Origin of the sequence: Streptomyces sp. NPDC051636 (assembly GCF_044453765.1) — a bacterium.
Taxonomy (GTDB): Bacteria; Actinomycetota; Actinomycetes; order Streptomycetales; family Streptomycetaceae; genus Streptomyces.
This window is the reverse complement of the sequence record NZ_JBITDA010000021.1, coordinates 109,295-135,126: the sequence shown is the minus strand read 5'-3', so window position 1 is coordinate 135,126 and position 25,832 is coordinate 109,295. Positions and strand designations below refer to the sequence as shown.

The window sequence follows — 25,832 nt, the reverse complement described above, 5'->3', positions numbered from 1 at the left end:
CCGGGGCCAGGTCATCACGAGGAGGAACCGTGCCCCGGTCCGAACGTTCGCCCCTGTTGCTCGCCGGTCTGCTGGCCGCCGCGGGTGTCGCCCACTTCGCCTCACCACGCCGGTTCGACGCGACGATTCCGCGGGCCCTGCCGGGGTCGCCCCGGACCTGGACGTACGCGAGCGGGGCCGTCGAACTGGCGCTGGCGGCGGGCCTGGCGCTGCCGCGGACGCGGCCCGCGGCGGCGAAGGCCGCCGCGGCCTTCTTCGTCGGCGTGTTCCCGGCCAACGCGCAGATGGCCGTCGACTGGCGGCACCGGCCCGCGCCGCTCAGGGCCGCCGCCCTCGCCCGGCTGCCCCTCCAACTGCCCCTGGTGCTGTGGGCCCGCGGGATCGCGCGCGCCGGGGAGGGCCGGGCATGAGCGGGCGCGTCGACGTCGGCGACAAGGTCGAGGACTTCACGCTGCCGGACGAGACGGGCACGGCCCGGCGGCTGTCGGAGCTGCTCGCCGACGGTCCCGTGGTGCTGTTCTTCTACCCCGCCGCGCTGACCCCCGGCTGCACCGCCGAGGCCTGCCACTTCCGCGACCTCGCCGCCGAGTTCGCCGCGGTCGGCGCACGGCCCGTGGGCATCAGCGGCGACCCCGTCGAACGCCAGCAGGAGTTCGCCGGGCGGCATACCCTCGGCATGCCGCTGCTGTCCGACGCCGACGGGGCGGTCCGCGAGCGGTTCGGCGTGAAGCGCGGCTTCTCGCTCGCGCCGACCAAACGGGTCACCTTCGTGATAGCCGAAGACCGCACGGTCCTGGAGGTCGTGCGCAGCGAACTGCGCATGAACACGCACGCCGACCGGGCCCTGGCCGCTGTGCGCACGCATCGGGGGTGAGGTCCGCCGCTCCCGCGCTCGATCCGACCGGGTCGCCACCTGGGACGTCCCGCCGGACCCGGCCGAGGTGGCCGGCACCCGGCAGGCGGCCTCCGAGCGCCTGACCGCCTGGGGGCTGCACGAGGCGGCCTTCGTCACCGAACCGGTCGTCGGCGAACTGGTCACCAACGCCATCCGCTACAGCGCCCCACCCGTCCAGCTGCACCTGACCGCGCGCTCGTCTGCGAGGTCTCCGACGGCAGTTCCACCTCGCCGCACCTGCGCCGCGCGTACGCCTGCGACGAGGGTGGCCGCGGACTGCTCCTGGTCGCCCAGCTCACCCAGCGCCGGGGCAGCCGGCAGACGACCGACGGCAAGATGATCTGGGCCGAACAGCCGCTGCCTGGCTGACCAACTGATCACTGCTCACTGGAAGGAGCAGCCCGGGTTCGGCACGTCCTCGGAGTACGGCTTGCCGTGCGGCAGGACGTACAGCACATCGAGCACCAGCGGGGTCTCGCCCTGGTTCCGGCCGAGGTGGACGTCGGCCGGCCCGCCCGGCTCGTACACGGTCCCGCCCGTGCGGTACTCGCCGTCCTGGGCGCAGTCCGCGTGGTAGTGGCTGAGGGTGCCCTGCCGGACGTAGCCGTAGACGGGGCCGTCGTGGTAATGCCAGCCGGTGCTCTGGCCGGGCGGGACCGTGATCTCGCGGACGACGTAGTCGGTGTCGCCCACGGTGGTCGTACTGATCAGCCGGGCGGTGACCCCGGGGCCGGGCGGTGTGGCCTGCGCGGTGGAGGAGTTCAGGACGGTGGTGGCGGCCACCGCCCCGACCACGGCGGTACGGAGCGCGGAGCGCATGGGAGAGGCCTCCTGAGAGGGGACGACGAAGATCGGTTTCCGCCGTGAACATAGAGGGCCCGCAAGCCCGTTGGGGCCGGAACGGCTCAATCCGCCCTCAGAGGGCCGCGCGCTCCCGTACGACCGCCTCGGGCCTCTTGTCCTCGCGCAGCCCGAGGAACCGCGGATGCCGCAGCATCCCGTCCCGCGTCCACTCGGTGAAGGCGATCTGCGCGACCAGCTCCGGCGCCACCCAGCGGGCGCGTGCCTCCCGTACCGCCCCGGTGAACGGCGAGGTGTCCCTGTGCAGGCCGTCCAGGCGTCCGCGCAGGGCCAGCAGGGTCCGCCGGTCGAAGCCGGTGCCGACCTTGCCCGCGTAGCGCAGCGCCCGGTCCTCGTAGTAGCCGAGCAGCAGGGCGCCCAGTCCGACCCGGCTGCCCGCGGGTTCGGTGAAGCCGCCGACGACGAACTCCTGCCCCTGCTCGCACTTGAGCTTCAGCCAGTCCGCCGACCGGCGCGGTCGGTACGGCCCGTCGGCCCGCTTGGCGATCAGCCCCTCCCAGCCGCGCCCGCAGGCGTCCGCGAGCAGCTCGGCGCCGCCCGCGTTGCGGTGGGGCGTCAGACGCAACGGGGCGCGGTAGCCAAGTGCCCGGCGCAGCAGGGACTTGCGGGTGCGCAGGGGCAGCGACCGGGTGTCGGCACCGTCCAGCCTGAGCAGGTCGAAGACGTAGTACGTCACCGCCACCCCGGTCGCCTCGATGTCCCGCCTGCGGGTCAGCCCCAGACGCCGCTGCAGCCGGGAGAAGTCCGTCCGGCCGCCGGAGAAGGCGACGACCTCACCGTCGATGGTGAAGTCATCGCGTTCCTGCGCGGCGAGCGCCTCGGCGACCTCCGGGTAGGAGGCGTCGAGCCGCTGGCCCGTACGGGACAGCAGCCGCACCCGGCCGCCCTCCCGGACCGCCAGCAGCCGCACCCCGTCCAGCTTCCGCTCGAAGATCCACCCCTCGCCGAACTCGCGCCGGTCGCTGAGCGTGGCGAGCATCGGGCGCGCGGCGAGTTCCGCACCCGGAGGGGCGGGGCGCAGCAGTCCGCGCTGCTCGTCCGGGACCGTGTCCAGCAGGCCGGACATCGCCGGTCACGCCCCGCCGTCGTCCGTCGCGACCTGGGCGAGGGTACGGCCGGTGCGCACCGAGCGGGCCCGGCGGGGATCCGGCGTGCCCTGCCCCGCGGCCCGGGCGGCGCCCTTCTTCACCAGCAGCCAGGCCCCCTCCTCGCCGCCTTCGCCGGAGCGGAACCGGGTGAGGGCGTACTCGCCGTGCAGCTTGGCGCCGTGCAGCCGGAAGGTCGCGTGCCCGCGCTCCAGCGACTCCGCGAAGTCGACGGGCCGCCCTTTGCGGTCGTGGCTGAGCGGCTCGTACGTGCCGTGGTCCCAGACGATCACGGTGCCGCCCCCGTACTCGCCCTTCGGGATCACGCCCTCGAAGTCCTCGTACTCCAGCGGGTGGTCCTCGGTGGGCACCGCCAGCCGCTTGTCGTGGGGGTCGGTGGACGGGCCCTTGGGGATCGACCAGGACTTCAGCACGTCGCCGACCTGCAACCGGAAGTCGAAGTGCATCCGGCGCGCGTCGTGGATCTGGACGACGAACCGGGGCTCCTCCCCGGCGGACGCCGCCTTCCCCGACGGCTCGCGGGTCCGCTCGAAGTCACGTTTGCCGCGGTACTCCCGCAGCCGGTCCTCCGCACCCACCTGCGGCTCCTTCCGTACGTCGGCCGTACGACACCTCGCGGGCCCGGGTACCCCGGCGCGGACGCGCCCAACGCCCGCCGGGGGCGGGGGTCACGCGCCCCCGGCGCCGATGCCGTCCAGCCCGGCGACCGCGTCGGCGGGCAGTGCCAGGCCGGCGGCGGCGATGTTCTCGGGCAGGTGGGCCGGGGAGGAGGTGCCGGGGATGAGGACGATGTCCGGGGAGCGCCGGAGCAGCTAGGCCGGGGCGACTTGCTGGGGCGATGCGTCCGGGCGGACGGCGACCTTGGACAGCGTCTCGGACCGCAACGGGGTGAAGCCGCCGAGCGGGAAGTACGGGGCGAAGGCGATGCCCTCGTCCGGTTGCCGGGCGGAGGCGCGCTGAGCCCCAGGTGGCGGATCAGCCCCTGTTCCCGCAGCTCGGCCAGCGCGCCGAACTGGTCGCCGACCGGTTCGTCGCGGTGTCGACGAGGCGGTAACCGGCCTGGAGGGCATGGCGTACGGCCTGCTCGGCCTGGGTGTCGTTCATCGGCCAGGTGCCCAGGCCGATGGCGGGGAGCGTCGTGCCGTCGTTGAGTGTGTGTGCCGGAACGCCGGCCACGGTGCGCCTTCCGTCGACTGTGCCGTCCCTCCCAGCCTCATGGACAGGGCACGGGCTGATCAACCGGACGAACGGGCCCTGTCGCCACCTGGCCGATTCGCTGACACGATCTCCAGGGAGCCGGAACCGACGGACGACCATCGGAGCGCGCATGACGACGGACAGGGGCACAGTGGACCGGGCGGAGCCGGGGGAGGTCGCCGGGGTCCAGGTCAGGCCGGTCGCCGGGCACATCGGCGCCGAGATCACGGGCGTCGACCTGGCCGGCGACCTGGATGACGCCGTGGTCGCCCTGATCCGGCAGGCCGTGCTGGCCTGGAAAGTGGTCTTCTTCCGCGGACAGCGGCTGGACCACGCCGGCCATGTCGCCTTCGCCCGCCGGTTCGGCGAGCCGGTCGTCCTCGGGCGGCGCGGAAGCGCCTCGCCGCCCGGTTTCCCCGAGGTGGAGACCACAGCCGACCGGCTGGAGCTGGGCGGGCGGTTCGGCATGGAGCACGACGAGTGGCTCCAGCGGCGCCGGCACACCCTGCTGCGCGGCTGGCACTGCGACCACGGCGCCCGCATCGACCCGCCCGCCGCGACCATTCTGCGCGCCGAGACCGTCCCGCCGTACGGCGGCGACACCACCTGGTCCAACCTGGCCGCCGCGTACGCCGGGCTGTCCGCGCCCGTGCGGGCGTTCGTAGACGCGCTGCGGGCCGAGCACCGGCTCGGCGTCGGCTACCAGCCGCGCCCCGGCGACGACGCGTACCTCCGGCACCTCCTGGACCACCAGGTGGCCTCCGTGCACCCGCTGGTCCGCGTCCACCCGGAGACCGGGGAGCGGGTGCTGTTCGTCAACGGCTACTACCTGGAGCAGATCACCGACGTCTCCCGGCCGGAGAGCGCCGCCCTGCTTCAGATGCTGCTGGAACAGGCGGTGCGGCCCGAGTACACGGTCCGGTTCCGCTGGGAGCCCGGCAGCGTCGCCTTCTGGGACAACCGGGCCACCATCCACCTCGCCCCCAGCGACAACGCCCACCTGGCCTTCCCGCGGATCATGCACCGGGTCATGCTCGCCGGTGACGTGCCGGTGGGCGTGGACGGCAAGCCGTCGGAGCCGGTCACCGGTACGGAGACGGGCCGCTGGTGACTCGGGCGCCGGGCCGCCGGCCCAGCGCCGGGCACGCGCCGAGCTCAGGCTCCCGCCGCCGTACCACATGCGGCGGCCGAGGCCGGGGGAGTGCGGCTGCACGACGTCCGAGCTGTATTCGATGTGCGGCTGCCGCCGCGTGGCCTCGAATCCCTCCACCCCGCTGAAGTCGCTGGCCGCTTGCCGCGCACGGAGTCCAGCAGCCGCCGCACCCGCTCGTAGCTGAAGTCCTCGGTGTCGGCCGTGTCCGGGTGCAGGGCCTCCTTCACCTGCTCGTAGTGCGTGGGCGGCCCCACGCTGACCCCCGGGTTCAGCCGGCCGCCGGAATGTCGACCGTCGCCAGGTCCTCTGCCAGCCGCAGCGGGTTCTCCCAGCCCAGCGGGATCACCGCGGTGTCCGGCTCGATACAGGGGGTGCGCCGCGAGGCCGCCAGCACGGCGACCGGGGACGAGATGCCGTACTGCAGGTGCCGGTGGCGCACCCACGCGCTGTCGAAGGCCAGCCGCTCGCCCAGCTCGATGATCTCCAGCGTGGACTCGTGGCCCCGGCGCGGAGCGGCCGCGTCGAACAGGCCGATGGTGAGGAGGCCCAGCTTGCGCGGGGGCGTGCGGCGGACGGCATGGGCTCCCAGCGGTCGTACGGCGGTTCTGCCCTGATGGTGGCGGCGGAGTGTTGCGCGCGTGTGATCAGATCAGCGGGATCGTGACCTGGTCCTCGACCGGTGGAGCGGCCTCCTGCGCGCGGTTGCCGGTCGCCGCGAAGCAGCGCAGCCGGACCGCCTCCGGAGTGACGTCGAGGCGCAGGAAGGACTTGAAGAAGGGCGGGCTGTACGTCGCCGAACCCGGCGAGAACAACTGGGTGTAGATCTTCCGCACGGGCAGCCGGAACCGGGCCCGCCGCTCGGGCCGGCGTCCGGCGCCCAGCAGGCTCGCCACCAGCCGTACGCGGCGGGTGAGCCGGACCGGTGTACCCGGGCTGCGGGTCGGCGGGATGCCCAGCCGCTCGGCGATCACCGCCGTCGCCTCGGCCTCGGTGAGGGTGAAGAAGCGGCGCAGCCGCAGGCGGCGGCCGTACAGCCTGCTGTAGAAGGCCAGGGAGTCGCCGCGCAGCGGATAGCAGCGGAAGTCGTGCTCGGTGACGCCCGCGACGGAGACCCGGGGGATGGTGTGCGTGGCGTGCATGAAGGCCCCGCCGCCGCCGGAGACCACGTACTGGATGGTGCGGCCGTCCACGTCGACCGGATACCGCTGGTAGTTGTGGATGTCGCCGCCGATCGCCGCCACGTAGTGGTGGCCGGGATCGCGGACGATGTCGTCGACGGTGCCGCCGCCCTCGATGGGGCAGGGGTGGTGCTCGCCGTCCACGTACAGCGGCGAGCCGGTGACGAGGATCTTCGGACGCGGGCCCCGCGACACCTCGCGCAGCCACGCCCCCTGTTCGGCGTCGATGGTGCCCAGCAGCCCGGTGTCGATGCCGATGATCCGCACCGGCCCCGTGTCGATCGCCCAGTACGGCCCCGGCTGCACGGCCCGCTGCTCCGGCGCCGACCGCAACGTCCGTGCCGCGGCGAGGCGTTGCTCGTCCGCCGGACGCGGCCTGTGCCACAGCAGGGAACGCCACCAGGCGCGGGTGAGCGGCCGGGGCGCCGGCTCGGGGGCGAGGGGCGGGGCGTCGTCGCAGAAGACGCGCATGAACCCGCCGAGGTCCTCGTACCAGTCGTGGTTGCCGGGTATCGCGTAGATCGGCGCCCGGTAGTCCTGGTACGGGCGGAAGAACTTGGTGCCGTAGTCGTCGGTGCTGCCGACCGGGTAGATCACGTCACTGGCGATCACGGCGAAGGCGGTGTCCTGACCGGCCTTCAGGAAGCCGGGCACGACCGCGTACTGGGAGTCGTCGCCCTCACCGGTGTCGCCGATGACCATGAAGGAGAAGCGGTCCCCGTCGTCGCGCCGGACCACCTTGTCGGCGGGTGCTCCGGCGGCGGCCCGCTCGGCCGCCCAGCGGGCCCGGGTGCGGCCGGTGGGATCGCCGAACCAGGAGGCCAGCACGCCGTTGCGGGCGGCCCACAGCGTCCTCGGATTCAGCCACGACAGCTTCTCGACGTGGTCCGGCATCAGCCGCCGGTAGTCGCCGCGTTCGGCGGCGCCCCAGCCGGCGCCTTCCGCGGTATCGCGTGAGGAGTCAGACACGCGGTGAACCGTAACAACGGCCCCTCCCGGGCCGGTCGGCGGGGCCCGACACGATCACGCTGCCCGGGAAGGCACTTGGGAGCCGACCGCCCGGACCGAAGGGGTGTCGGCCTCCTGACCCGCGCGCAGGGAAAACCTCGACCGGTCTGGTCTCCGGCACGCCCACGACGGCGGGCACCTACAGCACCACCGTCACGGTGCCCGACTCCACCGGCGCGACCGGCACGGCCTCCTTCACTTGGACGGTGAGCGCCGGCGGAGGCGGCGGCAGCTGCACCTCCACCCAGCTCCTCGGCAACCAGGGCTGTCCCAGCCGGTGACCATCCCCAGCGGCTGCAAGGCGACGCTCATCTTCCACCTGCACATCGACACCGCCGAGACCACCACCGGCACCGCCTACGACAAGCCGACGGTGACCGCCGGTTCGACGACCCTGGCGACCTGCTCCAACCTCAACCCCCGGATACACCCAGAGGACCTTCGACGTGTCCTCCTTCGCGGGCTCGACGGTCACCCTGAAGTTCAGCGGGGTCGAGGACTCCTCGCCCCGGACCAGCTTCGCCGTGGACGGCACGGCCCCGACGACCGGCTGAGGCACCGGCCGCACGACACACGTGTCCCGCACGCGCAAGCCCTCCGCGTACGGGACACGTGCGGGTCAGCTCAGCGGATCCAGCGTCAGATACGCCTGCCGGGGGCTGCCGTCGTGGACCAGCGACTCCTGGTTGCCGACGTCGTCGAAGGCGAACGCGTACGCCTTGCCGTCGGCCATCTGGGCGTGGATCTTGCGCGCGTAGTGGTTGGTCACCGTGTCCTGGTAGAAGTTCGCCGGCGAGGTGTCCGGCTGGTTGGGGTTGGTCAGCAGCGTCGACCGGTTGAAACCGGCGCACAGCGTGCGGGAGATGGGTCCGCGCACCGCGTCGTTGGGCGCGTCCAGCAGCTTGTGGCAGCCGAAAATGCTGTTGGCGTCCGGTTTCTGGAAACTGGTGACGACCGCGCCGGCGGAATTGGTGAAGTTCATGACGTTCCCCGAGACCCGGCCGTAGTACCTGGTGTTCGGCTGGTCGGCGAACGGGGTGACCGTCAGCGTCGTCGTCGCGTACTTCTGCCAGACCCGGTTGACGTAGTCGTCCATGACGTTCGCCGGCAGAGCCCCGGTCTCCACCCCGTACAGCGGGGAGAGCGCCCGCAGGACGGTACCGTCGGACCGGGTCTGGATCAGGTTGGCCCAGCCGCCGGGCTGACCGCGCAGTGCGTTGAAGAACCCGGCGTAGCCGCCGGACTTGAGGTGCCCGGTGCTGTGCACGCTCCCGTCGGCGCGCTGCACACCGACCGCGTACGGCGCCGAGAACATGTCCACCTGGGTGCTGTTGAGCCACAGCCCGGAGTCGTTGAGGGTGTACTCCGACCAGTTGAAGAGGATGTTCCGGTTGGGGTCGCTCGGGTTCTGCACCGCCGGTTGCACCAGCCCGCCGGTGGTCAGCTTGAAGTCCAGCTTCTGGCCGTAGGAGAAGTAGATCCGGCCGGAGAACTTCGGTATCCGGATGGTCTTCGACTGCCCGGCGGCGGGCCCGGGGATCGACGCGTCCGGCGCGGGGGTCGGCGGGGTGCCGCCCGCGGGCCACGCGTGGAACGTGCCGTCCGCGTCCGCCCAGCCCTGCCGCCCCGTCGACAGCTGGGTGCCGAGGTCGTACACGTAGACCTGGTCGGCGCGTCCGGAGTTGTTGGTCAGCTTCAGCGGGATCGTGTCGGGCACCGCGGCGCCCGCCCGGCTGGGAGATCCCAGCGTGAGCAGCGCGCCGACCAGGGCGGTCGTGACCGCCGCGGGCAGCGCGTGGCGCAGGAGTCTGTGACGCACTCTCCACCTCCGTGTGGGGTCGGGATGGCACGGGATTGGTCCGTACCTGTTGTGAGAGCGCTCTCAGATTCGGCCCGGGGTGTCGTACATGTCAATAAGGTGAACGGCATGTAACCGGCGCGGCACCTCCGGGTCGGAGCCGGGGCGCCGCGCCGGCGGGATCAGAAGGTGCGATCCAGCAGGTCGAGCAGCGCCGCCCAGTGACGCTCGTCCGCCTCCCGGTCGTATGCGGGGGTGTCGGCCTGCGTGTAGCCGTGGTGGGCGCCCTGGTAGACCTCGCAGCGGTGCCGTACCCCCGCCGCCGTCAAAGCGTCCTCGAGCCGTTTGATCTCCTCCTCGGGCAGGGAGGGGTCCTGGTCGGCGTGGCCGAAGTACACCTCGGCGGTGACCTGGCCGGCGACCAGGTGGGGGCTGTCGGGGGCGTCGGTGGCGAGCCGTCCGCCGTGGAACCCGGCCGCGGCCGCGACCCGGTCCGGGTGGGTGCCGGCGGTCAGCAGGGCCAGCTGGGCGCCCATGCAGTAGCCGGTGAGGGCGACCGGACCGTCGGCGGCCAGCGGGCTGTCGGCCAGCCAGCGCAGACAGGCGTCCGCGTCCCGCTTGACGAGCTCGGGCGTCAGCGACCCCACGAGGGGGCCGACCCGCTCCCAGATGGTCGGGTCAGCGGCGGGGTCGATGAACTCGGGCAGTTCGACGACCGGGGCCCGGCCGTGGCGGTAGAAGACGTTCGGCACCAGGACCGTGTAGCCGGCCCCGGCGAGCCGGTCGGCCATCGACCTCAGATGCGGGCGCAGCCCGTAGGCGTTCTGGTAGAGCAGAACGGCCGGACGGGGACGCCCGTCGCCGGGGTGGACCAGATAGGCGTCGGCGGTGCCGTCCTCGGTCGGGATGTCCACGTCGGTGCCCTGTACGGCGGTCATGGCGAGTGTGCCTCCCTGCGGAATGGTACCGGGGTGCCTGCCTCCCCGGCGCGGCGTGCACGGCCATGCTGTCACGCAAGATCCACCCGACCGCGCGCGCCCCACTCCCGGGCCGGACCGCCCCGCCCCGAGCGTCACTCGAAGCGTGTCGGGTCACCCGCTCCCCGCCGGATGATCTCCGCCTCCCCGCCGGAGAAGTCGACGACCGTGGTCGGCTCGGTGCCGCAGTCGCCGGAGTCGACCACCGCGTCCACCACGTGGTCGAGCCGGTCCTTGATCTCCCAGCCCTGGGTCATCGGCTCGTCCTCGTCGGGCAGCAGCAGCGTGCTGGACAGCAGCGGCTCGCCGAGCTCGGCCAGCAGTGCCTGGGTGACCACGTGGTCGGGGATGCGCACGCCGACGGTCTTCTTCTTCGGGTGCAGCAGCTTGCGCGGCACCTCCCTCGTCGCCGGGAGGATGAAGGTGTAGTTGCCGGGCGTGGACGCCTTGACCGCGCGGAACACGTCGTTGTCGACGCGCACGAACTGGCCGAGCTGCGCGAAGTCCCGGCACATCAGCGTGAAGTGGTGCCGGTCGTCGAGGTGGCGGATCGAGCGGATCCGATCCATGCCGTCACGGCTGCCCAGCTGGCATCCCAGCGCGTAGCAGGAGTCCGTCGGGTACGCGATGAGCGCCCCCGCGCGCACGGCGTCGGCGACCTGGGCGATGCTGCGGGGCTGCGGGTTGTCGGGGTGCACGTCGAAGTACTTCGCCATTCGACGAGCTTATGCCGTGGCCGGGCCCCGGGCGCGCCGGCCGCCCGCCCACCGGCGAAACCGGCGGAGAAACGGCAGGGATTTTCGGGCGTGGTCGAAATGTTGCGGGGCACACGGGGGAACGAAGCGCCCGGTGGACTTCCCCCGGCCCCGGGCAACGCGTCTCCGCCGGCGGCCCACCCCCCAGGGACCGCCGGCGGAGCCGTACCCTCCGGTAGCGCGGAGCCGACGGAAATTCCGCGGGCCCCGGGTCGCGCGTGGGGTACCTTTCCCCTCCGTATGCCGCGGGCAACGCATGACGCGTGATGTGAGAGGCGAGGGGAGAGGCCCGAGGTGGCTGGCCGAGCGGACGAGGGGCCGCGCACACCGATGCCGTACCGCGGCACCTGGGCCGAAGAACTCCTCGACCAACTGCGCCCCAGCGCCCGCGATCCTCGCCGGCTCGTCGCCTGGCTCGCGCGCGCCGTGGACGCGACGGTCTGTCTGCGGGGCCCCGACGGAGCCCTGCTCGCCGGGGAGCCGATGACGCTGGACGACACGGTCGTCGCGGACGTCCTCGCCGGCCGGATCTCCGCCGCGGCGTTTGAGGACGCGGTCCGCCACGTCCGCCTGGTCGCGGTACGGCACCCCGGGCAGCCCCAGTCCCACCCGGCGTCGACGGGCGTACTGGCCGTGGCCCGGTACACCCCCTTCGACCGGGATGCCGCCGAAATCGTCAGCCACACCGCCGGAGTCGTGGAACTGCTGCTCAGGGAGCGCGCCTTGACGGCCGCCGGGCGCAGGCTGCGGCGGGCGACCGCCGACCTGCGGCTGGCGATCCTGCAACTGCTGATGGTGGAGGACACCGTCGCCGCCCGCCGGGTCGCCGCCGGACTCTGGCCGGGCCTGCTCGACACCGACAGCGCCCGCGTGTACGTCGTCGAGGGCTCCCCCGAGGACCGGGACCGGCTCGCCGACGCCTGCCTGGACGCGACCTCCGGTCAGGCACTCGTCGTGCGCTGCCCGGCGATGGACGGACATGTCATCGTCGTCAGCCCCGCGGACACGGCGGGAGAGCGGCTGCGCTCGCTCGTCGGCGGACGCCCGGGCGCCTACCTCGGCGGCAGCCTCCGGCAGGGCCTGGAGCAGACCGCCGGCTCCTACGGGCAGGCGATCAGCGCCCTCGCCGTCGCCCGCTTCCGCCCCGACCATGCGGCGGTCTACGCCGAACGCACCCATCCCGAGCGGCTGATGGACCCGGCGGCGCTGCACGCCTGGTCCGCCGACGTGCTGCGCGCCCTCGACACCCTGCCCCACCACACCCGGGCCGAACTGCTCGCCACGACCCGGCTGGGCCTGGAGTTCACGGCGGTGAACGCGGCCAGGGTGCTCGGCGTCAGCCGCAACACCGTCCGTGCCCGCATGGACCGTGTCGAGGGGCTGCTCGGCACCGACTTCTCCGACCTCACCGTCCGCGCCGTCGCCCACCTGGCGCTGAACACGCAGGCGGTCCGCGCGCAGGCCCCCGCCGACGGCGTGGCGCCGGGCACGCGTCCCGTGCGGGTCGGCGACCTGCTCGCCGGCGCCGCGCTGCGCACCTGGGCGCACGACCTCCTCGGCCGCCTGGAGCAGGACGGGCGGGACCTGCGCGGCACCCTGCGCGCCTGGATCGCCGCCGGCGGCAACGCCGAACGCGCGGCCCAGGCCCTCGGTGTGCACGCGCAGACCGTGCGCGAGCACGTCCGCGGCGCCGAACCCGTCCTGGAACGCCGGCTCCTCGCCGCCGGCGCCGATCTCTACGAGGTCGTCCTCGCCCATCTCGTCCTCGGTGACCTGGCCGCACCCGTCCTGGGCCGGGCGAATCAGGGCCCTTCGGACGCACCTGTGCACGGGTGAGCCCTCCGCGTGCCCCAGCGGGCATCGGCGCGATACCCAACGGCCCCGCCGCGCACGTACCTTCGGCATTCCCGGGGGGCACGACCGGAACGGGGGACCGGTCGCGCTCCCCACCAGGCGCTCAGCCGCGCAGGATGACCGGCACCTGCTGCCAGCCGAAGGCGGTGAACGACGGCACCTGCCGCAACTCGCCGTCCCCGGCGGCCAGCCGAAGCCCGGGGAAGCGGTCGAACAGCGCGGGCAGCGCGGGCAGCGCCTCCGCCCGGGCCAGCGGCGCGCCGATGCGGCGGTGTGCCCCGATGCCGCACGACAGATGGTCGCCCGCCCCGCGCCCCGCGTCGAACGCGCCGGCGTTCGATCCGTAGTGGCCTGGGTCCAGCCCGGTGGCCGCGTACGTCGTGACGATGGCGTCCCCGGCCGGGACCGTGACGTCCCCGACCTTCAGGTCCTCGACCGCGAAGGGCGGCGGCAGCGAGGCGACCGAGGGGTGCACCCGCAGCGTCTCGTCGATCACGCCGTCCCAGCCGATCGCGCCGGAGCGCACCGCCGCCAGTTGCTCCGGGTCCCGCAGCAGGGCCACCACCGCGTTGCCGATGAGGTTGACCGTGGTCTCGAAGCCCGCGCCGATCACCAGCAGCAGCGTGTACAGCAGTTCCTCGTCACCGAGCCGGTCGCCGTCCTCGTCCCGGACCCGGATCAGCTCGGTGGTCATGTCGTCGCCCGGGTGGGCGCGCTTGTGGGCGATCAGCCGCCCAGCACCGTACCTATCTGCTGCCGCACGGACGCGGCGCGCTCCGGGCTCGGACCGGAGGTGTCCATGAGGGCCGCGACGAGCCGCGCGGTGTCCTCCCGCATCTCCCCGGCACGCCGAACAGTTCGCAGATGAACCGTATGGGCAGCGGATGCACGAGCCCCGCCCGCAGGTCGACCGCCCGGCCGTCGGCCCCCGCGGCCTCCAGGGCGTCGAGCAACTCGGCGGCGATGGCCGCCAGGCGCGGGCGCATCGCCTCCGTACGGCGGTGTGTGAAGCTCGGCGTCACCAGCTTGCGCAGCCGCGTGTGGTCGGGGCCGTACGCGGAGAGCATGTTGACCACGCCCACCCAGCCCACACCCAGCCCCACGTGGGGTGCTCGCCGAGCTCTGGCCACAGCCGCCAGTGCCGCCGCGGGTCCTTGCTGACCCGCGGATCGAGGATGAGCTCCTTGAGCACGCCGTAGCCGGTGGGCGCCCAGGCGGGTATGCCGCCGGGCACTCGACGGGCACGACCGGGCCGAGGGCGCGCAGCCGGGCGCTCTCGCCCGGGATGCCGGATCCGAAGAAGTCGATGACGAAGCGGTCGGTGCGGTCGGTGACGGTCAGGACGACTCTCCTGGCTGGTCGGGTCATCCGCTCATCGCAGTACACACCGCGGTCGACCGATCTTGCCCGGATGAGCGAGAGTTGGCTTTGAAACGATCCCTGGTCTGTCTGTATCTGTACGGACTTCCTGTACTGAGGCAAACGGCGTACCTGGCCGGCCGGTGACGGCGCGCCGGACCGGGGCCGGCTGACACCCCGCCTCTAATGGGACTCCGCGGTCCGCGCACGGACGGCCTGCGCCAGGACGGAGACAGATGCACGAGATGTCCATCGCGCTCGCGGTGATCGAAGAGGTGGAGGAGGCGGCGCAACGGGCCGGTGACGTCACCGCGGTGCGATCGGTGCGGCTCGAGGTGGGCGAACTCGCCGGTGTCGTCCCCGACGCGCTGTCGTTCTCCTTCGAAGTGGCCTCGGCCGGCACCGTCATGGAGGGCGCCGACCTGGTCGTCGACACGCTGCCGGGCCGGGCCCGCTGCGGGCCGTGCGCGCACGAATGGGCCGTCGGCATGCCTCCCCTGCTGAGCTGCCCGCGGTGCGACGGCGCGACCGCCGAGCTGCTGTCCGGGCGTGAGCTGCGCATCGCCGACGTGCGCTGGGAGAGCGGCACGACGCCCGCGGCCACCCGCGAACCGATCCTCGAGGAGCGCTGAACCATGTGCCGTGTGGTCGACCTGCAACAGGCCGTCCTCGCCCGGAACGACGAGGCCGCGCGCACCCTGCGCGAGGAACTCGCCACCCTGGGCACCACCGTCGTCAACCTGCTGTCCAGCCCGGGCAGCGGCAAGACCGCCCTGCTCGAACACGAACTGACCCAGGCCCGCGAACGGTCCGTGCCGGTCGCGGCGCTCACCGCCGACCTCGCCACCGAGAACGACGCGGCCCGGCTGGCGCGTTCGGGCGTCCCGGTCAAGCAGATCCTCACCGACGGACTGTGCCACCTGGAGGCCGCGATGCTCGCCCGCCACCTCCAGGGCTGGCTCCCGGACCCCACCCGGCTGCTGTTCGTGGAGAACGTGGGCAATCTCGTCTGCCCGGCCTCCTACGATCTCGGGGAGACCCTGCGGGTCGTCCTCGCCTCGGTCACGGAGGGCGAGGACAAGCCGCTGAAGTACCCCACCGCCTTCGGCCTCGCCCACCTCGTGGTCGTCACCAAGACCGACATCGCCGAGGCCGTCGGCTTCGACGAGGAGGCGTTCCGTGCCCACGTCGAGCGGGTCAACCCCGGGGTCGAGGTCCTGCTGACCTCGGCGCGCCGGGGGCAGGGGCTCGGCGCCCTGCTCGACCGGGCGCTCGCCGCCGCGGAAGGCGAACTGCTTCACAGCCCCGTCATGGCCCGCCGCCCGCACGAACACCCCACGCCCACCGGCGTCACCGTCCCGTCCGGCTCGTGAGCATCCTGCCCCCGCCCACCGAGGCCGGCCCCCGCACCGCCCTGCGCCGCCGGATCATCGTGCGGGGCGTGGTGCAGGGTGTCGGCTTCCGGCCGTACGTCCACACCCTCGCCACCTCCCTGGACCTGACGGGACACGTGACCAACACACCGGAGGGCGTGCTCGCGGAGGTCGAGGGCGTGCCGGAGGCGGTCGCCCGGTTCTGCGCCCGGATCGCGCGGGACGCGCCGCCCCTGGCCCGCGTGGACGCGGTGGACCACCAGGAGGTGCCCGCCACCGGCTCCGCGGCGTTCACCATCCTCGCCTCCCGTGCCGACGGCCCCGCCGGAACCCTCATCCCGCCGGACACGGCGACGTGCGCCGCGTGCCTGCGCGAACTGGCGGACCCCGCCGACCGCCGCCACCGCCACCCGTTCGTGAACTGCACCCACTGCGGACCGCGGTTCACGATCGTCACCGGCCTGCCCTACGACCGGGCGCACACCACGATGGCCGGCTTCCCGATGTGCCCCGACTGCGCCCGCGAGTACGCCGACCCCGCCGACCGGCGCTTCCACGCCCAGCCGGTCGCCTGCCCGGCGTGCGGCCCCCGCCTGCGCCTGCTCGTCGCCGGAGCGGGCACCGGCGGGACCCCGGAGGCGGTCACCACGGCCGACCCCGTCGCCGCCGCCCGCGCCCTGCTCGCCGACGGCGCGATCCTCGCCGTCAAGGGCCTCGGCGGCTACCACCTGGCCTGCGACGCCGCCCACCCCGACGCCGTCGCCCTGCTGCGCAGCCGCAAGGAACGCGGGGACAAGCCGTTCGCCCTCATGGCCAGGAGCGTCGACGACATCGGGCACCTGGTCCGGTTCACCCCCGAGGAGCGGGCCCTGCTGACCGGTGCCGTCCGCCCGATCGTGCTGCTGCGCCGCCGCACGGACGCCTCCTGCACCCCCGCGCACCCCCGCCCGGCCCCGGCCGTCGCCCCGGGCAGCCCCGACCTCGGCATCATGCTGCCGTACACCCCCGTACACCATCTCCTGCTCGGTCTGCCGGGCGACCCGGAAGGCCCGCGCCTGCTGGTCATGACGAGCGGCAACGTCTCCGGCGAGCCGATCGTCACCGACGACGAGGAGGCGCTCCGGCGGCTGGCGCACCTGGCCGACGCCTGGCTCACCCACGACCGGCCGATCCACGTGCCGTGCGACGACTCCGTGGTCCGCGTGTGCGACGGCAAACCGCTCGTCGTGCGCCGGGCCCGCGGTTACGCGCCCCTGCCGCTGGATCTGCCGGTCCCGGTGCGCCCGGCGCTGGCCGTCGGCGGCGACCTGAAGAACACCTGCTGCCTCGGCGAGGGCCGCCGCGCCTGGCTGTCGGCCCACATCGGCGACATGGACGACCTCGCCACCCAACGGGCCTTCGATCGCGCCGTGACCCAGCTGGAGTCCCTCACCCCCGTCCGGCCGGCGCTGCTGGCGGCCGACCGGCATCCCGGCTACCGCTCCGCCGGATGGGCCGAGCGGCACGCGGCGGGCAGGCCCGTCGTCCGCGTCCAGCACCACCACGCCCACGTCGCCGCCGCGATGGCCGAGAACGGCCTGGACGGCACCCGCCCGGTGCTCGGCGTCGCCTTCGACGGCACCGGGTACGGCGACGACGGCGCGGTGTGGGGCGGGGAGTTCCTGCTCGCGGACTACGACGGCTTCACCCGCTTCGCCCACCTCGCCTACGTGCCCCTGCCCGGCGGCGACGCGGCGGTGCACCGGCCCTACCGCATGGCCCTGGCACACCTGCGCGCGGCCGGGATCGACTGGTCCGCCGACCTGCCGTGCGTGACCGCCTGTCCTGGCGGTGAACTACCCGTACTGGCACGCCAGTTGGAACGAAACCTCAACTGCGTGCCGACCTCCAGCATGGGGCGGCTCTTCGACGCCGTGTCGTCCCTCGCCGGGGTGTGCCACCGCGCCGGATACGAAGCGCAGGCCGCGGTCGAGCTGGAGGCCGCCGCACTGGACGCGCCCGCCCGGGACACCGCCGCCTACGCCTTCGCCCTGCGCGCGCCGGAAGCCGCCGACGGCCCGGTACGGGCCGACGCGGCACCTGTGCTGACCGCGATCGTGGCCGACCTGCGGGCGGGCACGCACCCGGCGGCGGTCGCGGCCCGTTTCCACCGGGGCGTGGCCGACCTGGTCCACCTGCTCTGCGTACGCGCGCGGGAGCGGCACGGAGTGCACACGGTCGCCCTCACCGGGGGCGTGTTCCTCAACTCCGTGCTCTCCTCGGCCTGTGCCGCGGCCCTGGACGGCGACGGCTTCACGGTGCTGCGCCACCACCTGGTCCCGCCGGGCGACGGCGGCCTGGCCCTCGGCCAGCTCGTGGTGGCCGCCCGCACCGGCGTTCCCGATTGACCCCACAGCGAGGAGAGGCCCATGTGCCTGGCGGTACCCGGCAGAGTGCTGGACATCCACGAACGCGACGGCACCCGGATGGCCGCCGTCGACTTCGGCGGCGTCGTCAAGGACGTGTGCCTTGAGTACCTGCCCGACCTGCAGGTCGGTGAGTACGCCATCGTGCACGTCGGATTCGCTCTGCAGCGCCTCGACGAGGAGTCGGCGCGGCAGACACTCGAACTCTTCTCCGAACTCGGCATGCTCCAGGAGGAGTTCGCGGACCCCTGGGAAGCGGCCGCGGGCGAGGAGGCGCACAAGTGAAGTACATCGACGAGTTCCAGGACCCGCAGCTGGCCCGCCGGCTCCTGGACGAGATCCACGCCACGGTCACCAGGCCCTGGGCGCTGATGGAGGTCTGCGGCGGGCAGACGCACTCCATCATCCGCCACGGCATCGACCAACTCCTCCCGGAAAAGGTGGAGTTGATCCACGGTCCGGGCTGTCCGGTGTGCGTGACCCCACTGGAGGTCATCGACAAGGCCCTGGAGATCGCCTCCCGCCCGGAGGTGATCTTCTGCTCCTTCGGCGACATGCTCCGTGTACCCGGCACCGGACGCGACCTGTTCCAGGTGCGCGGGGAGGGCGGGGACGTCCGGGTGGTGTACTCGCCGCTGGACGCCCTGCGGATCGCCCAGCAGAACCCGGACCGCCAGGTGGTGTTCTTCGGCATCGGCTTCGAGACGACCGCGCCGCCGAACGCGATGACCGTCCACCAGGCCCGCAAGCTGGGCATCCGGAACTTCAGCCTGCTCGTCTCGCACGTGCGCGTCCCGCCCGCCATCGAGGCGATCATGCGCTCCCCGGACTGCCGGGTGCAGGGCTTCCTGGCCGCCGGGCACGTGTGCACCGTCATGGGGGTGGACGAGTATCCGGAGCTGGCCGGGCGCCACCGCGTCCCGATCGTCGTGACCGGCTTCGAACCCCTGGACATCCTCGAAGGCGTCCGCCGTACCGTGGCCCAGCTGGAACGCGGCGAGCACCGCGTCGACAACGCCTACGCCCGGGCCGTCCAGCCCCAGGGCAACCCGGCCGCCAAGGCCATGCTGGAGGACGTCTTCGAAGTCACCGACCGGGCCTGGCGGGGCATCGGCGTGATCCCCGGCAGCGGCTGGCGGCTGTCCGCCAAGTACCGGGAGTACGACGCCGAGCTCCGCTTCCGCGTCGAGGGCATCCAGACCCGCGAACCGGCGGAGTGCCGCAGCGGCGAGGTCCTGCAGGGCCTCATCAAGCCGTACGAGTGCGAGGCGTTCGGCACCCGCTGCACCCCGCGCACCCCGCTCGGGGCCACCATGGTCTCCAGCGAGGGTGCCTGCGCCGCGTACTACCTCTACCGGCGCCTGGAGACCACCCCCGCCGCCCGGGAGGCGAGCCCCGTTGCCTGACATCACCGACACCCTGGACCTGACCGGCTGGACCTGCCCGGCCCCGCTGCGCGACCAGCCCCGGATCGTCATGGGCCACGGCGGGGGCGGCACGCTCTCCGCCGAACTGGTCCAGCACGTCTTCGCCCCGGCCTTCGGCGGTGCCGTCCTGGCCCAGCTGGGCGACGCCGCCACGGTGTCCCTGGGCGGTGCCCGGCTGGCCTTCTCCACCGACTCCTTCGTCGTCCGGCCGCTGTTCTTCCCCGGCGGCAGCATCGGCGACCTCGCCGTCAACGGCACCGTCAACGACCTCGCCATGAGCGGCGCCCGGGCCGCCTACCTCTCCTGCGGTTTCATCCTGGAGGAGGGCGTGGAGACGGAGACCGTCTCCCGCGTGGCCGAGGCGCTCGGCACGGCCGCGCGCGCGGCCGGCGTCGAGGTGGCCACCGGCGACACCAAGGTGGTGGAGGCCGGCCACGGCGACGGGATCTACGTCAACACCGCCGGTATCGGTCTCGTACCGGACGGTGTCGACCTGCGTCCGCAGCGGGTCGTGCCCGGGGACGTGGTGATCGTCAGCGGCGCGGTCGGCGTGCACGGCGTGGCCATCATGAGTGTGCGCGAGAACCTGGAGTTCGGGGTGGAGATCGTCAGCGACTGCGCGCCGCTGGGCTCTCTGGTCGGGGCCATGCTCGCCGTCACCCCGGACCTGCACGTGCTGCGCGACCCGACCCGCGGGGGACTGGCGGCCTCCCTGAACGAGATCGCGGCCGCCTCCGGCACGGGCGTCGTCATCACCGAGCGCGAGGTCCCGGTCCCGCCGGCCGTCGCCAACGCCTGCGCGGTACTGGGGCTGGACCCCTTCTACGTCGCCAACGAGGGCAAGCTGGTGGCCTTCGTCCCCCGCGAGCACGCCGACGCCGTCCTGGCGGCGATGCGGGCCCACCCGATGGGCTCCGAGGCCAGGATCATCGGCGAGGCGGTGGCCGACCACCCCGGGATGGTGGTGGCCCGCACCGGTCTGGGCGGCACCCGGGTGGTCGACATGCCGATCGGGGAGCAGCTGCCGAGGATCTGCTGACCTCCGGCGCGGCACGCGAGCATCTCGGATGCTTGTCGGACGGGTACGTGGCGCCGATCGGGCGATGGGCTCACCCGACCCGGTGAGCGTCCGGGTGCGCGCGTACCACCGGAGCGCGGCGCGCGTTTGCTCCGGCATGGACCGAACTCCCTTCGCGCTCCGGCGCACACGGAGCCCGGAAGCCGGGCCCCCACGGCCTGCCGAACCGGCCGGCGCGTTGCGCACGCGTGAGCCGATCTACGCCCAACTCGTCGCGGAATGGCGTGCCGAAGGCAGTGCCGTCCCCGCCGAACCCGACCGGCCGCGGACCTCGGCGGTGAGGCGCACGACCCGGACCCGGCCGGAGGCGGAGCGCCGCTGACGGGTCACCCGTCGCACGCCGGCGCGAGGACCGCCAGGGTGCTGTTGGCCTGGCGCAGCGCCCGTTCGAGAGTGTCGGGGGAGTGCAGCGCGCCGGTGCCGTCGGGTGGGATCAGCCACTCCAGGAAACGGGCGGGCCCGTACGGCGGCGGCACGGCGACCCAGGCGCCCTTGCTCGCGTACCGCAGCCCGGAGCCGATCCACCGGCCGGACGGGTCGGGCGGCAGGAAGAAACCGACCCGGTGGGCCGCGGTGTCCACGAGCGTCGGCCCGGGGACCGGCAGCGCGGGCTGCCACAGCAGGTCGAGGGTGAGCAGACCCAGCCGGTCGGGGACGCTGAGCACGTCCCAGAAGCGGCCGGCCTCCAGCAGCGCGATGCCCTCGCCGTGGTCCCACTCCCGTTTGCAGGCCCGGGGGTCCGGCGCGGCGGCGGCGAGCCACTCCACGCCCTGCATCCACATCGTGTTCGTCATGCGCTGCTCCGGCTGATCTCTGACTCGGGACGACCGCACACCAAGACGGCAGGTGCATGCTGGTGGATATTTCTAGGCGGCGGAAGGGGTGGCGCGCTGTGGCGTTTGCGTGACCTGCGTGTTGTGGGTGACTTGAGATGACGCAGTGACCGTACCGAGGCCACGTCTCGTCCCCGGGACCGGCCCGAGGGAGTGCACGGGAGCGGGGGGCGCATCGGGGCGCTCCGCATACCGGCGCGAGGACCGGACGCCCAGCCTGCCCACATGCCCACGCTGCGCCCGGCCGCTCACCCGGGCCCCGGTGACTAATCGCTGGACGCCTTCCGCGCCCGGTCCTAACGTGAGGCGTCACGCCCTGAGACCCGGTGGAAGGAGGCGAGTGCCGTGCCGTTCCCACACATCCAGCGCTCCCCTTCCGTACCCCGGGCGTGGCTCGTCTGACCGACCGGGGGCGCTCCCCGCATCCCGGAGGATTCCGTGACCGACCTGGTCATCCGCACGCTCACCGAGGACGACGCCGCTCTCTTCGACGCACTGCCCGACCCGCTCGGGGTTCGTACGGCCCACCGGCGTACCCGGCACCGGCCCGACTGGAAGCGGGTCGCCCTGCGCGACGGCACGGTGGTCGCCCGCGCGGCCTGGTGGGGCGGTCCCGACGACACCGAGCCCGTCCTCGTCAACTGGTTCGACGTGGCCGACGGTGAGGAGGAAGCCGGCGCCGAACTCCTGCTCACCGCGCCCTGGCGGGTCGAGGAGCTGGAACTGACCCTGCCCCCGCGCTGGCGCGACGAACCGGCTCTGAAGGCGGCCGGCGAGACGTGCCTCCGGGCAGCCGGCGCCGCCGGCTTCGAGTTCCTGGTGGAACGCTTCCAGTACCGCTGGACCCCCGACCGCGGCCTGCCCGAGCGCCCCGGCCGCCTGCTCTTCGCCGCCGAACCCGACGACGCGGTCTTCTTCGACGCCCTGCGCCGCATCCACTCCGTCACGCTGGACGTCCACGCGCTGCGGGCCGTCGCGGAAGGGGGCGTCGACCGTGCCGCCCAGCAGGAACTGGACGTCTTCCACTGGTTCCCGTCACCGCGCGAGTGGTGGCAGGTCGCGCGCACCCGCGCGGGCGACCTCGTCGGCATCCACATCCCCGCCCGCAATCCGTCGGGTCCCTGCGTCGGGTTCATCGGCGTCGTACCGGAACAGCGCGGCCACGGCTACGCCGCCGACCTGCTCGCCGAGTGCACCCACTTCCTCGCCGGACGGGGCGCGGAGTTCATCGCCGCGGACACGGACCAGGGCAACCTGCCCATGGCCGCGCACTTCACCAGGGCCGGCTACCCCGTCGTACGCGAACGCGTGTACTTCCACGCGACCACGTAGGCGATTCAGCTTTCCACGATTCCCAGGTTTGTCCTCACCATCTCGGCACATCCGTATGGTGCACGGATTTCCGACGGATTGTGGAGGACAAGTGGGCATCATCGCCTGGATCCTGATCGGTCTGCTGGCCGGCGCCATCGCGAAGCTGCTGCTGCCGGGCAAGGACCCCGGGGGCATCATCATCACCATGCTGATCGGTATCGTCGGCGGCCTGCTCGGCGGCTGGCTGGGCAAGGTGATCTTCGGGGTGGACTCCATCGACGGGTTCTTCGACCTGTCGACGTGGGTCGCCGCGATCGTCGGCTCGCTGATCCTGCTGGTGCTGTACCGGCTCGTCACGGGCAACCGGCACTCGCACACGCACCGGCACGCGTGACGATCACCGCAGCAGGACGATTACTGCAGAAGAGCGTGGGCCGCGGCGAGGATCTCGGTCACACGCAGACCGAAACCGGCGTCGCACGCGTGGGGCTTCCCTGTGCGTGCGGCGCCGAGCAGTGCGTCCACGGCCCGGCCGAACGCGGCGAGGGCCCCGGCGGAACTCGCCGGAAGCGCGGTCACCCCGGCCGCGCCCCGCAGTTCGACGGTGGCTCCGGCGGCCTCGGGCGGAGCCGTCAGGCTCAGGGTCAGGGTGTTGGAGGCGCCGCCGACGTGTTCGAGGATCACGTGGCTGGTGTCCCCGGGCCCGTGCCCCGCGGCCGCCACGTGCCGTACGTCGCCCAGGACGGGCAGGAGCACGGACAGGGCGTGCGGGCCGACGTCCCACAGACCGCCCTTCTCCCGGCGCCACGGTGAGGCCGCGAACGGGCTGTCCGTCGTGAACACCGCGCCGAGCCAGTCCGCCCGCGCGGTGAACCAGCCCGCCCGGTCGGCCTGCTCCGCTATCCACGTCTCGGTCTCGGGCTGGAAGCGGGTGGTGAGGAAGACGACCGAGGCCACTCCGGTCTCCCGTGCGGCGTCGACGACCGCCCGGCCCTGCGCCACCGTCGCGGCGAGGGGCTTGTCGAGCAGCAGGTGGCACCCCGCGCGGGCGGCGCGCTCGGCGAGCGGGGCCTGCACGTCCGGCGGAAGGGCGATGGCGACGGCGTCCACGTCCGCGAACAGGATGTCCACGTCCTCGTAGGCCCGTGTGCCGTGAGCGTCCGCCAGTTCCGCGGTGGCGTCCGGGCGCCGCCCCCACACGCCGGCGAACTCCACCTTCTCGTGCCCGCTGAGGGCCGGGGCGTGCACCATGCGGGCCCAAGGGCCGGTGCCGAGCAGTCCGATGCGCATCGCGCCGCCTCTCCAGAATGCCGAACCCGACGACCGGCGCCCGCGGCCGGTCGCCGGTGAGCGTTTCACACCTCGGGCGCGGCCGGGCAGGCCATGTCCGGCTTCCGGGCACTGCGGCGCCGGCCCGGTCCATGACCACCAGCAGGGCGTCCGGCGCCGGCAGCAGTACCGTGACGATGACCACGATGACTGTCCCGGTGGACCGCGTGGGCCGCGACCCGGCGGCGAGGACGGCTCTTGCCCTCGCCATCCCCTGCATTCGTTTACTCGGCCGCCGCGGCGTCCGCCATGGCGCGTTGCCGTCCGGGCGTCATCGCCCAGCGGATCGCGGAGGTCACGGCGGTGCCCAGTGGCTGGACGCAGATTTCTTCGGCCACTGGCAGGCGGGGCAGCCACAGGGCCCGGGAGGCCCAAGTGGGCAGGAGCGAGACCGCGTTGGCGGCGATCACGCCGTACGGGAGACGGGCGGCGAGAGGCATGGGCGGGCGCAGCAGCAGAAAACGCGCCGCGCCGCGGGCCTGAGGCGTCGCCCGCAGCTCCGGCCGGTAGGCGGCCAGCCGGCCGGCCAGCTCGGCGCGGGTGCGCGGCGGGTCGGGTACGCCGAGCGCGGTGGCCACCCGCGCCGCGTCCGCGACGTAGCCGTCGCATCCCTCGTCGTCCAGGGGCCTGGCCCCGTAGCGCTGGTGGGCCCGCAGGAAGCTGTCCACCTCCGCGACGTGGACCCAGGCCAGCAGGTGCGGGTCGGCGGCGTGGTAGGGGCGGCCGTCGGGCGCCCTGCCGCGGACCCGTTCGTGGACGCTCCGCACCCGGTCGCAGGCCTCCTGGGCGCTGTCGGCGGTGCCGTACGTGGTCACGGCCAGGAAGGTGCTGGTGCGCTGCAGTCGTCCCCACGGGTCGCCCCGGAACCCCGAGTGCGCGGCCACGGCCGCCATCGCCAGCGGGTGCAGGGACTGCAGCAGCAGGGCCGACAGCCCGCCGATGAACATGGCGGCGTCGCCGTGCACCCGGCGGATCGGGCGGTCCGGACCGAACCAGCGCGGGCCGGGGGTGCCGTGGATGCGCGCCCGGGTGCGCGGGCCGTCCGGTCCCGCGACCCGGGCGAGGAGCCCGCTGCCCAGGCGGTCCCGGAGGGCCGCGCCGTCGGTGGGGATCATGAGCCTCATCGCCGATCCCTCCTCCCATGACACTTCTGCCCCGGCTTGCCCGGGCGACACGATCGCGTCATCTCCATCGGCGTGGCGCGCGAGGCGGGCATGATCCACGGCCCTGCGGGCATACGGTGCACAAAAATCGAGAGAGGGGCACCTCGTGCTGGTCCCGGACCCGAAGGTCGTCAGGAAGCTGCTGACCCGCTACGCCACACTGCGGATCGCTCAGGCCGAGCGGAGCACACCGCCGGTGACACGGGAACTCGAGGACGTGAGCTACACGCTGTGCGTGATGATGGCGACCACGGACATCGGCGAGGCCATCGCCCGGGCGGACACCCTGCTGCTCGCCAAGGGGCCGCAGACCGGGCCGGAGCAGGAGACCGGAACGGAAACGGAAGGAGAAAGCGGGCTGTCCCTGGCCGTCTGATGAAGGCCGTGCGACGAAGACCGTGTGACAACGGCCGTGTGACAAAGGCTGTGTGACAAAGGCCGTGGCGGGGAAACCCCACGTGGACTTGCCCGGATCCTTACACTCGTCAACCGTGCCCATGTCCATGGGCCGTTTCGGAAAGGCATGTTGACGGGTGTTCCAGGATTCTCCCATTTACGACCGGCTTGTCGCGGAACGCGGCGACGTACCCGCGGGGGTACGCAGAGAGGCCGACCGCCTGCGCAGGGAGCTGGAGGTCGTCATGCTGCCGTTGCGGTCGCACGGACACGCGCCCGGCGCCGCCCTGCCGCCGCCGACGGCCCCGGCCCCGGCCTGGCAGCGGGTTCCGCAGCTGCCGGGGGCAGGATCGCCCTGAGTCCGGACGCCGCG

General features: G+C 73.3%; 24 protein-coding genes and 6 pseudogenes. 16 read left to right on the top strand and 14 right to left on the bottom strand.

The genetic code is table 11. The annotated features are described in order from the left end of the window. The first annotated feature begins 29 nt into the window (after positions 1-29). The 3 genes and pseudogenes from ACIBBH_RS30500 to ACIBBH_RS30490 form a co-directional block, all read left to right on the top strand. Positions 30-410 (top strand): DoxX family protein, encoded by a 381-nt coding sequence (locus ACIBBH_RS30500; RefSeq protein ID WP_399410102.1) that lies wholly within the window; start codon positions 30-32, stop codon positions 408-410. Then, on the top strand, positions 407-874 hold the full coding sequence (locus ACIBBH_RS30495) for a peroxiredoxin (RefSeq protein ID WP_399410100.1): 468 nt from the start codon (positions 407-409) through the stop codon (positions 872-874). The genes ACIBBH_RS30500 and ACIBBH_RS30495 overlap by 4 nt, the downstream gene beginning before the upstream one ends. A 7-nt stretch (positions 875-881) precedes the next feature. Next, a pseudogene (locus ACIBBH_RS30490) lies at positions 882-1,264 on the top strand (ATP-binding protein); the annotation flags it as partial. Positions 1,265-1,279: 15 nt separating this feature from the next. On the opposite strand, the gene ACIBBH_RS30485 reads toward ACIBBH_RS30490, so the two are convergent. From ACIBBH_RS30485 to ACIBBH_RS30465, 5 genes and pseudogenes are all read right to left on the bottom strand, one after another. Then, on the bottom strand, positions 1,280-1,714 hold the full coding sequence (locus ACIBBH_RS30485) for a cupin domain-containing protein (protein WP_399410098.1): 435 nt from the start codon (positions 1,712-1,714) through the stop codon (positions 1,280-1,282). Positions 1,715-1,811: 97 nt separating this feature from the next. Further along, a complete protein-coding gene (ligD, locus tag ACIBBH_RS30480) occupies positions 1,812-2,822 on the bottom strand; it encodes a non-homologous end-joining DNA ligase (protein WP_399410096.1) in 1,011 nt (336 codons plus the stop codon). Between the two features lie 6 nt (positions 2,823-2,828). Then, entirely contained in the window at positions 2,829-3,440 is a 612-nt protein-coding gene (locus ACIBBH_RS30475) for a DNA polymerase ligase N-terminal domain-containing protein (RefSeq protein ID WP_399410094.1), read from the bottom strand. Positions 3,441-3,530: 90 nt separating this feature from the next. Further along, a pseudogene (locus ACIBBH_RS30470) lies at positions 3,531-3,895 on the bottom strand (aldo/keto reductase); the annotation flags it as partial. Beyond that, positions 3,865-4,038 (bottom strand): annotated as a pseudogene (locus ACIBBH_RS30465) (aldo/keto reductase); the annotation flags it as partial. The pseudogenes ACIBBH_RS30470 and ACIBBH_RS30465, both read right to left, overlap by 31 nt. Before the next feature lie 151 nt (positions 4,039-4,189). On the opposite strand from ACIBBH_RS30465, the gene ACIBBH_RS30460 reads away from it, so the two are divergent. Next, a complete protein-coding gene (locus ACIBBH_RS30460; protein ID WP_399410092.1) occupies positions 4,190-5,170 on the top strand; it encodes a TauD/TfdA dioxygenase family protein in 981 nt (326 codons plus the stop codon). 15 nt (positions 5,171-5,185) lie between these two features. Here the strand turns inward: ACIBBH_RS30460 and ACIBBH_RS30455 are convergent. Further along, a pseudogene (locus ACIBBH_RS30455) lies at positions 5,186-5,801 on the bottom strand (LLM class flavin-dependent oxidoreductase); the annotation flags it as partial. A gap of 55 nt (positions 5,802-5,856) precedes the next feature. Further along, entirely contained in the window at positions 5,857-7,359 is a 1,503-nt protein-coding gene (locus ACIBBH_RS30450; RefSeq protein WP_399410090.1) for a metallophosphoesterase family protein, read from the bottom strand. A 134-nt stretch (positions 7,360-7,493) separates the two neighbouring features. Here ACIBBH_RS30450 and ACIBBH_RS30445 point away from each other — a divergent pair. After that, a pseudogene (locus tag ACIBBH_RS30445) lies at positions 7,494-7,952 on the top strand (putative Ig domain-containing protein); the annotation flags it as partial. A 65-nt stretch (positions 7,953-8,017) separates the two neighbouring features. On the opposite strand, the gene ACIBBH_RS30440 reads toward ACIBBH_RS30445, so the two are convergent. The 3 genes from ACIBBH_RS30440 to ACIBBH_RS30430 all read right to left on the bottom strand — a co-directional run bounded on the left by ACIBBH_RS30440 (position 8,018) and on the right by ACIBBH_RS30430 (position 10,889). Continuing rightward, the gene (locus tag ACIBBH_RS30440; protein WP_399410088.1) at positions 8,018-9,217 is read right to left on the bottom strand and encodes a glycoside hydrolase family 64 protein; all 1,200 of its coding nucleotides are present in this window, start codon (positions 9,215-9,217) and stop codon (positions 8,018-8,020) included. A gap of 161 nt (positions 9,218-9,378) precedes the next feature. Further along, positions 9,379-10,134: a dienelactone hydrolase family protein gene (locus ACIBBH_RS30435; protein ID WP_399410086.1), complete on the bottom strand. Its 756-nt coding sequence runs from the start codon at positions 10,132-10,134 to the stop codon at positions 9,379-9,381. A gap of 134 nt (positions 10,135-10,268) precedes the next feature. Continuing rightward, complete coding sequence (locus ACIBBH_RS30430) at positions 10,269-10,889, bottom strand: L-threonylcarbamoyladenylate synthase (RefSeq protein WP_399410084.1); 621 nt, start codon at positions 10,887-10,889, stop codon at positions 10,269-10,271. Between the two features lie 333 nt (positions 10,890-11,222). Here ACIBBH_RS30430 and ACIBBH_RS30425 point away from each other — a divergent pair, with 333 nt between their 5' ends. Beyond that, a complete protein-coding gene (locus ACIBBH_RS30425; RefSeq protein WP_399410082.1) occupies positions 11,223-12,764 on the top strand; it encodes a helix-turn-helix domain-containing protein in 1,542 nt (513 codons plus the stop codon). 121 nt (positions 12,765-12,885) lie between these two features. Here ACIBBH_RS30425 and ACIBBH_RS30420 read toward each other — a convergent pair. Next, positions 12,886-14,150, bottom strand: a pseudogene (locus ACIBBH_RS30420) (cytochrome P450). A gap of 227 nt (positions 14,151-14,377) precedes the next feature. Here ACIBBH_RS30420 and hypA point away from each other — a divergent pair. From hypA to hypE, 6 genes are read left to right on the top strand one after another with little or no spacing between them, the layout of a single operon-like run. Beyond that, positions 14,378-14,773, top strand: a complete 396-nt coding sequence (gene hypA, locus ACIBBH_RS30415) for a hydrogenase maturation nickel metallochaperone HypA (RefSeq protein WP_399410080.1) — start codon at positions 14,378-14,380, stop codon at positions 14,771-14,773. 3 nt (positions 14,774-14,776) lie between these two features. Next, positions 14,777-15,514 (top strand): hydrogenase nickel incorporation protein HypB, encoded by a 738-nt coding sequence (gene hypB / locus ACIBBH_RS30410; RefSeq protein WP_399410078.1) that lies wholly within the window; start codon positions 14,777-14,779, stop codon positions 15,512-15,514. Continuing rightward, positions 15,511-17,901, top strand: coding sequence for a carbamoyltransferase HypF (gene hypF / locus ACIBBH_RS30405; protein ID WP_399410076.1), 2,391 nt, complete (start codon positions 15,511-15,513; stop codon positions 17,899-17,901). Before hypB ends, hypF begins: the two co-directional genes overlap by 4 nt. Before the next feature lie 21 nt (positions 17,902-17,922). Next, positions 17,923-18,204 (top strand): HypC/HybG/HupF family hydrogenase formation chaperone, encoded by a 282-nt coding sequence (locus ACIBBH_RS30400; RefSeq protein ID WP_399410074.1) that lies wholly within the window; start codon positions 17,923-17,925, stop codon positions 18,202-18,204. Beyond that, positions 18,201-19,325, top strand: coding sequence for a hydrogenase formation protein HypD (gene hypD / locus ACIBBH_RS30395; RefSeq protein ID WP_399410073.1), 1,125 nt, complete (start codon positions 18,201-18,203; stop codon positions 19,323-19,325). The genes ACIBBH_RS30400 and hypD overlap by 4 nt, the downstream gene beginning before the upstream one ends. 1 nt (position 19,326) lies before the next feature. After that, positions 19,327-20,385 carry a hydrogenase expression/formation protein HypE gene (hypE, locus tag ACIBBH_RS30390; protein WP_399410132.1) on the top strand — a complete coding sequence of 353 codons (1,059 nt, stop codon included), beginning with the start codon at positions 19,327-19,329 and terminating at the stop codon, positions 20,383-20,385. Positions 20,386-20,750: 365 nt separating this feature from the next. On the opposite strand, the gene ACIBBH_RS30385 is transcribed toward hypE, so the two are convergent. Further along, positions 20,751-21,218 carry a hypothetical protein gene (locus ACIBBH_RS30385; protein WP_399410071.1) on the bottom strand — a complete coding sequence of 156 codons (468 nt, stop codon included), beginning with the start codon at positions 21,216-21,218 and terminating at the stop codon, positions 20,751-20,753. A 477-nt stretch (positions 21,219-21,695) separates the two neighbouring features. Here ACIBBH_RS30385 and ACIBBH_RS30380 point away from each other — a divergent pair, with 477 nt between their 5' ends. Together ACIBBH_RS30380 and ACIBBH_RS30375 are read left to right on the top strand one after the other, a co-directional pair. Beyond that, entirely contained in the window at positions 21,696-22,589 is an 894-nt protein-coding gene (locus ACIBBH_RS30380; RefSeq protein WP_399410069.1) for a GNAT family N-acetyltransferase, read from the top strand. Positions 22,590-22,680: 91 nt separating this feature from the next. Next, complete coding sequence (locus tag ACIBBH_RS30375) at positions 22,681-22,965, top strand: GlsB/YeaQ/YmgE family stress response membrane protein (RefSeq protein WP_399410067.1); 285 nt, start codon at positions 22,681-22,683, stop codon at positions 22,963-22,965. Between the two features lie 20 nt (positions 22,966-22,985). On the opposite strand, the gene ACIBBH_RS30370 is transcribed toward ACIBBH_RS30375, so the two are convergent. Both ACIBBH_RS30370 and ACIBBH_RS30365 read right to left on the bottom strand, forming a co-directional pair. After that, a complete protein-coding gene (locus tag ACIBBH_RS30370; protein WP_399410065.1) occupies positions 22,986-23,861 on the bottom strand; it encodes a Gfo/Idh/MocA family protein in 876 nt (291 codons plus the stop codon). 263 nt (positions 23,862-24,124) lie between these two features. Beyond that, a complete protein-coding gene (locus ACIBBH_RS30365; RefSeq protein ID WP_399410130.1) occupies positions 24,125-25,015 on the bottom strand; it encodes an oxygenase MpaB family protein in 891 nt (296 codons plus the stop codon). A 154-nt stretch (positions 25,016-25,169) separates the two neighbouring features. On the opposite strand from ACIBBH_RS30365, the gene ACIBBH_RS30360 reads away from it, so the two are divergent. Both ACIBBH_RS30360 and ACIBBH_RS30355 read left to right on the top strand, forming a co-directional pair. After that, positions 25,170-25,439, top strand: coding sequence for a DUF5133 domain-containing protein (locus ACIBBH_RS30360; RefSeq protein WP_399410063.1), 270 nt, complete (start codon positions 25,170-25,172; stop codon positions 25,437-25,439). A 157-nt stretch (positions 25,440-25,596) separates the two neighbouring features. Continuing rightward, complete coding sequence (locus ACIBBH_RS30355) at positions 25,597-25,818, top strand: hypothetical protein (RefSeq protein ID WP_399410061.1); 222 nt, start codon at positions 25,597-25,599, stop codon at positions 25,816-25,818. Positions 25,819-25,832 lie beyond the last annotated feature (14 nt).